Source organism: Chamaesiphon sp. VAR_69_metabat_338 (genome assembly GCF_031423935.1).
Taxonomy (GTDB): Bacteria; Cyanobacteriota; Cyanobacteriia; order Cyanobacteriales; family Chamaesiphonaceae; genus Chamaesiphon.
On the sequence record NZ_JANPGM010000659.1, the window covers coordinates 1 to 8680 of the forward strand.

The following is an 8680-nucleotide window of genomic DNA, read 5'->3' on the forward strand; positions in this document are numbered from 1 at the left end:
CGATCGGGTAGAACTACGGCACCTGTCTGGAATGCCAAACAATTTACGCTAGATATGGAAGCGGCTTATCGCCAAATGTGGGACATATATCAAGATAAGCAGAAAGAAGTAATCGTCGATTACTCACATAATTAATCCAAAAGATCGCTAAAAAATCTGGGTAGGGGTAATGTCTTGATTCGCTGTCTTGACCCAAACACATGCGGAGGGAACCTCCGCGTGATTTGGGTCGCTAAACCCTCGGGAAAACCGAGGAGCGCGAATCGCGTCATGAATTATCCCTACCCAGATTTTTTAGCGATCGTCAGATCTACTATTTAGGCAACTGTTTCAGCAACTGCTTCAACTTTAACCCCTTCAGTTGCTGTCGCTTTGAGTCTAGCTTCTTCGGCCAGGAAATCTGCCAGTTGAGATTCGATCTCGCGACGGACAATGCCTCTGTACTCCAAGAAGTGTTCGATTTGGGCACATGTGACCAGATAGCTACTGACCCCACCTGGATTGAGCTTGTACATGCTCCAGAGGTTGCGCCAGAACTGCCAACGGGTGGAACGAACTACACCTTGTCGCCAGCAGATAATTAGCAGGGCGCGAATTACCAGCAAACTGATGGCTTTCTTACGACCTTCACCTTTATAAGGATAGGTAGCTTCGCCAAGCATCAGGTAGTGACGATAAGTGCGATCGAGGAATTTCGATGGCTCGTATAATTCATCGAAAGCATCCATATATTCAATGGCGATGTCTTCGAGCGGACGGGTGGGGACGAAGTTCATCAACGTGGTTTGGTTGATGTTGCCATCTGCCGTACCGCGCAGGCGGCCTTCTTTGGCCAACCGATGGGATAGCGCGGTATCTGGTAATGCCTGCAGCATACTAAATACGGCAGTCGGAATGTTTGTCTGTTCTACAAACTTGACGATCCGTTGTCCTGCACCTGTTTTCTCACCATCGAAGCCGATAATAAATCCGGCCATCACCCGCATCCCCGATCTGGCAATGCGTTCGACTGCTTCGCTAAGGGAACTACGAGTATTTTGGTGTTTTTGAGTCAGTGCCAGACTTTCCTCGTCGGGAGTTTCGATGCCCAGAAACACGGAACCAAAGTTACACTTGACCATCATATCCATCAGCTCTTGGTCGTTAGCTAAATCGACCGAGGCTTCAGTGGCAAAGGAGAAAGGATACTTGTGCTCGACCATCCACGGTAGCAATTCTTGGAGCAACAGTTTGACGTTGCGTTTGTTGCCGATGAAATTGTCATCGACCATAAAGATACTGCGCCGCCAACCCAATTCATAAAGATAGTCGAGTTCCTTGAGCATTTGGGCGGGATCTTTAGTCCGAGGTTTGCGACCGTAGAGGACGATAATATCGCAGAACTCGCACTGGAACGGACAGCCGCGCGAAAACTGGACGGACATCTCGGCATACGCATCGAAGTCCAGCAGTTCAAAGCGAGGGATGGGAGTAGTCGTCACATCGGGACGTTCGCCATTTGGTGCGCGGAAGGTACCCGAGAGTTGGCCTTGTTTGACTGCTTCGACAAATAAGGGAATCGTCAGTTCGCCTTCATCTAAAATTAAATAATCGGCTCCAACCTCTGACACCTCGTTCGGTAAAGCCGTAGCATAAGGGCCACCGACGGCGACGCGCTTGCCACGGCGTTTGGCTTCTTGAATCTGGGCGAGTAAATCTGGTTTTTGAACGATCATCGCCGAACAAATCACCAACTCCGACCAACTCCACTCAGCTTCGGTAACTTCGCGAACGTTTAAATCGACCAGCTTATAGTTCCACTCTTGGGGAAGAATAGCAGCGACGGTAATCAATCCTAACGGTGGGATCAAAGCTTTACGACCCATTAGCTCGATCATTTTCTCAAACGACCAAAAACTCTTGGGGAAGCGAGGATAGAGCAGCAGAACGTTCATAAATATTATCTCCAAGTAACGGCATTCCCCGTTAGGTGGAATGATGGACGCATACAACTAAACTTAACTGACCTTAGTTTAATGGGTTTTGTTTCGTTGACAACATATTTAGCACGATTTATCCCAAGAATTTTCGCAGATCGAATTCGATGGGAGCAGTGGCGGTGGGATCTGTGCCGGTTATTTTAGGTGTATTTGGATCGGCAGCTTGACTTGGCAGAGTCGCCCTTTGCTTGGCATCGACTGACAACATTAGCAAAATCCGCTCTGTATAGTCTACAGCCCCGCACAACTCGCGATCGAGTAGCTCCAAGCCACCGTTGGCATATTCTTCAAAAATATGAATCCGCTGTTGTTCGACATCCGATCGATCTGGTGAAATCACATTAATATTTTCAGTAGCCGCGATCGCAATTAGTTTCATCACCGGATCGTAACCATGTGCGAGAAAGATCTCGATGCTAATCGGCCCCGGTTCTTTTTTCGATATTTCACCCAATGGCCGACGTTGTTTATTTTTGGCACCTAGCACGGCAGCAAATAAAATTACGTCGGCAAAGGTCTGAAAAGGACTGTTGTTTTCAGTCGAGGCAATTAACGATTTGACTAATTCAGCTTTGTCTTTAGCGACTCGAATCCGATTTTCAGACATGAATGAGTTGGAAGTTGAATTATAAGGTGTGTTGTTTTGCTAAATAGCTTCAAAGAATATTAAAATACTAGTTTCAAGAGGTCGATCGATAGATGTCGAAATAATACTAAGTAAACTGGTTCGCAATTCTGCTTTCACAAGGAATTCTTATTTTATTTCCGATACACTCAGCTAGAGTTTTCGACTCGATTGTCCAATTTATACTTGCTGACTTTTGGGATCGGGTTTGAGCGCGAAAGTTGCAATTAAGATGCCCAGAATCGAGAGAATTGCAGTCGGAATAAAGGCATTGGTATAGCTACCAAAAATATCTTTGGCATTACCAGCAACTAGTGTTCCAGCTAAAGCTCCTGCCCCATAAGCTGTAAAAACTATGCCATAGTTTTTAGTGTAATTAACGGGATTAAACATCGACAGTGTTGCTGTCGGGGCGATCGCTAGCCATCCGCCCAAAGACAACCAGAGTAAACTGAAGGCAAAAAAATAGTTGATAACCTGACCTTTACCAGTATTTAGCATGACGATCGAGGCAACTAGAATCATCACATAAGAGAGAATCGCGGCCATTTTGGGCTTGATGCGATCGGTTAACCAACCGAAAATTGGACGACCGGCACCATTAAAGATTGCAAAAATCGATACCGATGCCGTAGCTGTATTGGTATCGAGTCCGATGATTTCCTTGCCCACGTTAGTTGCAATCCCGACCGCCATCAAACCAGCCAGGGTACCGATCGCATAGCAGCTCCACAGTGCAAAAAAGCTTGGCGAACTCAGCAAGCGATCTGGCTCAATACTCGTTCGGCTGGCAATAAACTGAGGACTGGGCTGCCAGTCTGCGGGCGGAAACCTAAGCTGAGTTGCGATCGCGAGTAAGATCGCGGTAAAAGTTACCCCGAGAATTCTAAACGTGCTGTCGATGCCGTAAGTATCGATTAAAAACTTGGCGAGTGGTGCGGTAATCAATGGTGATAAACCAAAGCCAACTACAGTTAAACCGACAGTCAACCCCTTGAGATCGGGAAACCACCTAGCGGTGACAGAGATCGGTACACCATAGACAATACCGATGCCAGCTCCACCAATCAGACCATAAGTAACAATCAATAAGGGAATACTGGTGGCGAAACTTGAAAGGAAATATCCCAAGCCAACGATTACCCCCCCGACAGCGGTCACTTTAGAGGCACCATAACGTTCGATATACCTACTGGCGATCGGCATCAAAATTGCAAATACTACCAGCAATGTCGCAAAAGGTAGCAATGTATCTGTTGCCCCAATGGTTATGCCTTGCTGTTTAAAAGCTTCGGTCAGCGGCTTGCGAAAAATGCTCCAGGAATAAACGGTACCCAAGCAGAGCATCGCTGTAATGCCCAGGGGTAAAAATAGCCATCGACCTTGCCGAGCAGGTAAGCCAAATATTTTAAGGTCGTTCATTTAGATCTTTTACGTCTCAATAGTCTAGACAATTTTATACTTATAAGGTACGAAGTATAAACGCAAAGTGAGTTATCGCATACAGTACAAGTGCAAAAAAACACTCGATCGCGATCGAGCGGAAAGTAGACCTCCGGCCAAAGTAAAAATACAATCTTTTTGGGTACTGTTTCATCTCGATGGCGATCGATCGATTCGATCGGCGATTTATTCGCATAGTTCTCTTGTGCAGCACCTATGCCAACGATCGAAGAAAGTATTAAGATGAGAAGGATACAGTCTCACCCGCTCCCAACTCCCAACTCCCAACTAACTCACCTTCACCCAGCCTGCTCCATCACGATATGAATATTCTCAGCGATTTACTTTTACAAAAGCAGCAACCCACCCGCGAAAAAAAGCAACAAAAGGGGATTCAAATCAAAACCGAGCGGGAAATTGGGATCATGCGCCAATCTTCCAGGATTGTCGCGACTGTCTTAAAAGAAATTTTGGCGATGGTGGAGCCAGGGATGACGACAGCAGATCTAGATGCCTATGCAGAGAAACGAATTCGGGAGATGGATGCAATTCCAAGTTTTAAGGGCTTATATGGATTTCCGGCATCGATTTGCGCCAGCATCAATAATGAAGCCGTACACGGTATCCCCAGCCGCAAAAGAGCGATCAAGCAGGGTGATGTGCTCAAAGTTGATACTGGTGCTTTCTTCCAAGGCTTTCATGGCGACTCTTGTATCACGATCGGCGTCGGTACCGTTACACCCGCAGCGGCTAAACTAATTCAAGTAGCCGAGGAAGCACTCTATAAGGGGATCGAACAGGTCAAAGAAGGTGCTTACCTGCTAGACCTCGCAGGGGCGATTCAAGACCATGTTGAGGCAAATGGCTTTAGTATCGTTGAAGATTTCACCGGACATGGCGTTGGGCGCAATCTCCATGAGGAACCATCGGTATTTAATTTCCGCACGCGCGAGATGCCTAATGTGAAACTCAGAGCGGGGATGACGCTGGCGATCGAACCGATTATCAATGCCGGATCGAAGATTACTAAAATGATGCCTGATAAATGGACGGCAGTAACTGTCGATAAATCTCTATCGGCACAGTTCGAGCATACTGTGTTAGTGACCAAAGATGGTTATGAAATTCTGACTGATCGCAGTTTGGTCTAATTAAAAATTCGGTTTGACCTGCTGCTTGATGAATCCACTAGAGCTAGATCGTACGATCTAGCTCTAGTGGATTTTTAGATCTTTAGTCGATATGTTTATCTCTATCTTCGTTCCACCCATGGCGATCGTGAAGACTCATAAATATTTATTTGCTGTTAGTATTTTATGCCTATTGACATTTAATAATGTCGCCCAAGCAGCATCAGTTAATCCAAAGGTCTTCCATCTGCTCAATCGATTGACACTGGGAATTCGACCTGGTGAAATCGATCGAGTCCAGGAGATGGGGGTCGAGCGATATATCCAGCAACAACTCAATCCCGACGCGATCTCCGAATCGCCAATTGTTACCGAAAAACTAGCTAAATTGGATGCAGTTAATCTCTCACCAGTCGAACTATTTCAACGGTATAATCCTCTCAATTCCCAGTTGTCGCCAGCACCAAATAAAGTTCTACAACAACAAGCTAGACAAGTAACCCAGCAAGCGATCGAAGCGAGATTATGGCGATCGATTTATAGCGACAGACAACTGCAAGAAGTGATGGTGGATTTTTGGTACAACCATTTCAATGTCTATGCCGAAAAAGGACTAGATCGGTTGTGGGTGGGTGCTTACGAACAACAAGCAATTCGACCCTATGCCCTGGGTAAATTTAGGGATTTATTAGGGGCAACGGCTCGACATCCAGCGATGTTATTTTATCTAGATAATTGGCAAAATAGCGCGCCTAACCCAAATCGAAACGGCAAACGCGGCTTGAATGAAAATTATGCCCGCGAGTTAATGGAACTCCATACACTCGGTGTCGATGGCGGCTATAAGCAAGATGATGTAATTGCCTTAGCCAAGATTTTCACAGGTTGGGGCTTCAAGCAACCAGGGCAGAAAGTACCCGATGGTTATAGTTTTCAATTCAATCCCGATCGACACGATTTCAGTACTAAAAAGTTTCTCGATCGCGAGATTGCGGGTACGGGTATTGACGAAGGCGAACGCGCTCTAGATTTGCTCTCGCGACATCCCAGCACCGCTCGTCAGATTAGCTTCAAACTGGCTCAATACTTTGTCAACGATAATCCGCCAAAAAGTCTAGTCGATAAGCTTTCAAAGCGATTTAAAGCTACCGACGGCAATATTAAATTAGTACTCGATACTCTCTTCCATAGCCCTGAATTTTGGAATCGTAAATACTATGGATCTAAATTCAAAACACCGTATCAGTATACAATTTCTGCAGTTCGATCGACTGGATTAGATATTAATAACGTCAAACCGTTAAATAGTTTATTAAGTCAATTGGGAATGCCAGTTTATGGCTGTATCAGTCCCAACGGTTATAAAAATACCCAAGAAGCTTGGTTGAATCCCGATAGCATGACCAGAAGACTCAATTTTGCAACGAATTTAGCGAATGGTAAATTACCAATTTCAGCCGCAACGACTACAGCATCTAGCTCTGTACCAACTGCTCCAATGGTCGCGATCGATCCGGTAAAATTGGCAGCAACTTTAGGGAATAATTTTTCGGCACAAACACAACAGGCGATCTCCGCCAGTAATCCCGAAATTCGGGCAGCATTAATTCTCGGCAGTCCTGAATTCATGAAAAAGTAAGCTAGCTATTATTAATTATTTGGCATATTTTGCGATCGATAATCTTATGAACCGTCGGCAATTTCTCATTCAATCGAGTCTATTTTCCACATCATCCCTAGTTAGCATCGGCACTTATGGCTGGGCAGCTCGTAGTCTCGCCGCTAGTAATCCCCATCCACAAAGATTAATTGTCGTCTTTCTTAGGGGTGCGATCGATGGTTTAAGCGTTGTCGTCCCTTACCAAGAACCCACATATTATACCGATCGACCGACGATCGCCATTCCCCGACCAGGACAACCCAATGGGGCAGTAGATCTCGACGGCCAATTTGGCCTGCATCCAGCATTAGCAACCTTACTCCCGCTGTGGCAACAAAAAAGCCTCGCCTTCGTTCATGCCAGCGGTTCTAATGATGACACTAGATCCCACTTCGACGCGCAAGACTATCTCGAAAGCGGTACCCCAGGTATCAAAACCACCCGCGATGGGTGGCTGAATCGATTGTTGGGCGTGATGTCGGACAAAAACCCGATTCAGGCTGTCAGCGTCGGTGCGATCGCACCGCGCATTCTCTTGGGTAAAAGAGCCGTCGCCAATCTGGCATCGGGACGGAGTGCGGGGAATAGGATGCAAATCGACAGACCCCAAATAGCTACAGCATTCGATCGATTGTATGGCAGCAATGATGCCCTCCGTCGGGCTTATCGTGAGGGGCGCGCCGCTCGTACAGAACTCCTCAAGGATCTCGCCGCAGAGACGAAGATGGCCAATAATGGCGCGACGTTGCCCAATGGTTTTCCTGGCGATGCCCAGCGTTTGGCGCGGCTTATGGCCCGAGATCCCCGCATTCAGGTGTCTTTTTTAGCTGTCGGCGGTTGGGACACTCATATCAATCAAGGCGGCAGTCAAGGGCAATTAGCCCGCAATCTAGAGCAATTAGGCAAGGGTTTAATCGCCCTCCAAACCGGATTGGGATCGGCTTACCAAAATACTACTGTCGTCGTCATGTCAGAGTTTGGGCGGACGGTGAAGGAAAATGGTAACGGCGGAACGGATCATGGGCATGGGAATGTGATGTGGCTGCTCGGTGGTGGCATTCGCGGCGGGAAGGTGTATGGCAAGTGGGCTGGATTGGAGCCAGCGCAACGCTACCAGGGGCGAGATCTAGCGGTGACGACCGATTTTCGCGATGTGTTGGCAACGGTATTAACTCGCCAGCTAGCTGTGGATAAAACTCAGTTGCAGCAAGTGTTTCCTACATATGCCAGCCAAATCCTCGATCTCACCACATAATAGCCATACTCGATCGAGAAAGTTCACTGTCTCGATTCAGCCCTAGCCTAACTAAGATCGACATCATCATTTATGAAAGTGCGATCGAATTTATCGATCGAGATCGTGCAGTTGAGAAAGTAGCATAAGCCGATCGCCAAGCCAATAGCTGCTCATTCACAATGGAACGTAAGCAAATGTGAATGAGAAAAATAGATTATGTACGGTAACATCGCAGTTTTTAATTCTGGATTGCTGTTTATCGCTTTATTAGCTTTTGGTTTATTGAATTGGTTTCAGATGCCAGTCGGTAGTTTGTGGGATTGGGCGATCGGGATTGGAATTTTTGAATGGACGATTTTAATCGTCACGGTACCCTGGAATATCTATTTCAAAGCTAAAGGGGTAGCCCAGACAGGGCAAGAATCTCAGCTCCAAGGCATTGCTGTCGAAACGCGCCAAATTCAATACGCTAGCGGTGTTGCGAAGAAGTCTTTAATTGTAGCGATCGGGTTGCATTTAGGTACGGCGATCGGCTTATATTATTTAGCTGCAAGTGGCATTACAGCATTAGATTATTGGAGTTCTGTCGGCGTCTTGTTACTCACC

At 46.5% G+C, this 8680-nt stretch carries 6 protein-coding genes and 1 pseudogene; 4 read left to right on the forward strand and 3 right to left on the reverse strand.

Features of this window, described 5'->3' with window-relative positions; genetic code table 11:
* Positions 1–317: 317 nt before the first annotated feature.
* The 3 genes from RMO84_RS18105 to RMO84_RS18115 all read right to left on the reverse strand — a co-directional run bounded on the left by RMO84_RS18105 (position 318) and on the right by RMO84_RS18115 (position 4026).
* Positions 318–1934 carry a B12-binding domain-containing radical SAM protein gene (locus tag RMO84_RS18105; protein ID WP_310489835.1) on the reverse strand — a complete coding sequence of 539 codons (1617 nt, stop codon included), beginning with the start codon at positions 1932–1934 and terminating at the stop codon, positions 318–320.
* 118 nt (positions 1935–2052) lie between these two features.
* Entirely contained in the window at positions 2053–2586 is a 534-nt protein-coding gene (locus tag RMO84_RS18110) for a DNA phosphorothioation-associated protein 4 (RefSeq protein ID WP_310489836.1), read from the reverse strand.
* Positions 2587–2784: 198 nt separating this feature from the next.
* On the reverse strand, positions 2785–4026 hold the full coding sequence (locus tag RMO84_RS18115; RefSeq protein WP_310489837.1) for an OFA family MFS transporter: 1242 nt from the start codon (positions 4024–4026) through the stop codon (positions 2785–2787).
* A gap of 344 nt (positions 4027–4370) precedes the next feature.
* On the opposite strand from RMO84_RS18115, the gene map reads away from it, so the two are divergent.
* The 4 genes and pseudogenes from map to RMO84_RS18135 all read left to right on the forward strand — a co-directional run.
* Entirely contained in the window at positions 4371–5198 is an 828-nt protein-coding gene (gene map, locus RMO84_RS18120) for a type I methionyl aminopeptidase (protein WP_310489838.1), read from the forward strand.
* 91 nt (positions 5199–5289) lie between these two features.
* Entirely contained in the window at positions 5290–6816 is a 1527-nt protein-coding gene (locus RMO84_RS18125; RefSeq protein ID WP_310489839.1) for a DUF1800 domain-containing protein, read from the forward strand.
* Between the two features lie 46 nt (positions 6817–6862).
* The gene (locus RMO84_RS18130) at positions 6863–8092 is read left to right on the forward strand and encodes a DUF1501 domain-containing protein (protein ID WP_310489840.1); all 1230 of its coding nucleotides are present in this window, start codon (positions 6863–6865) and stop codon (positions 8090–8092) included.
* 198 nt (positions 8093–8290) lie between these two features.
* Positions 8291–8680: pseudogene (locus tag RMO84_RS18135) on the forward strand (hypothetical protein); the annotation flags it as partial.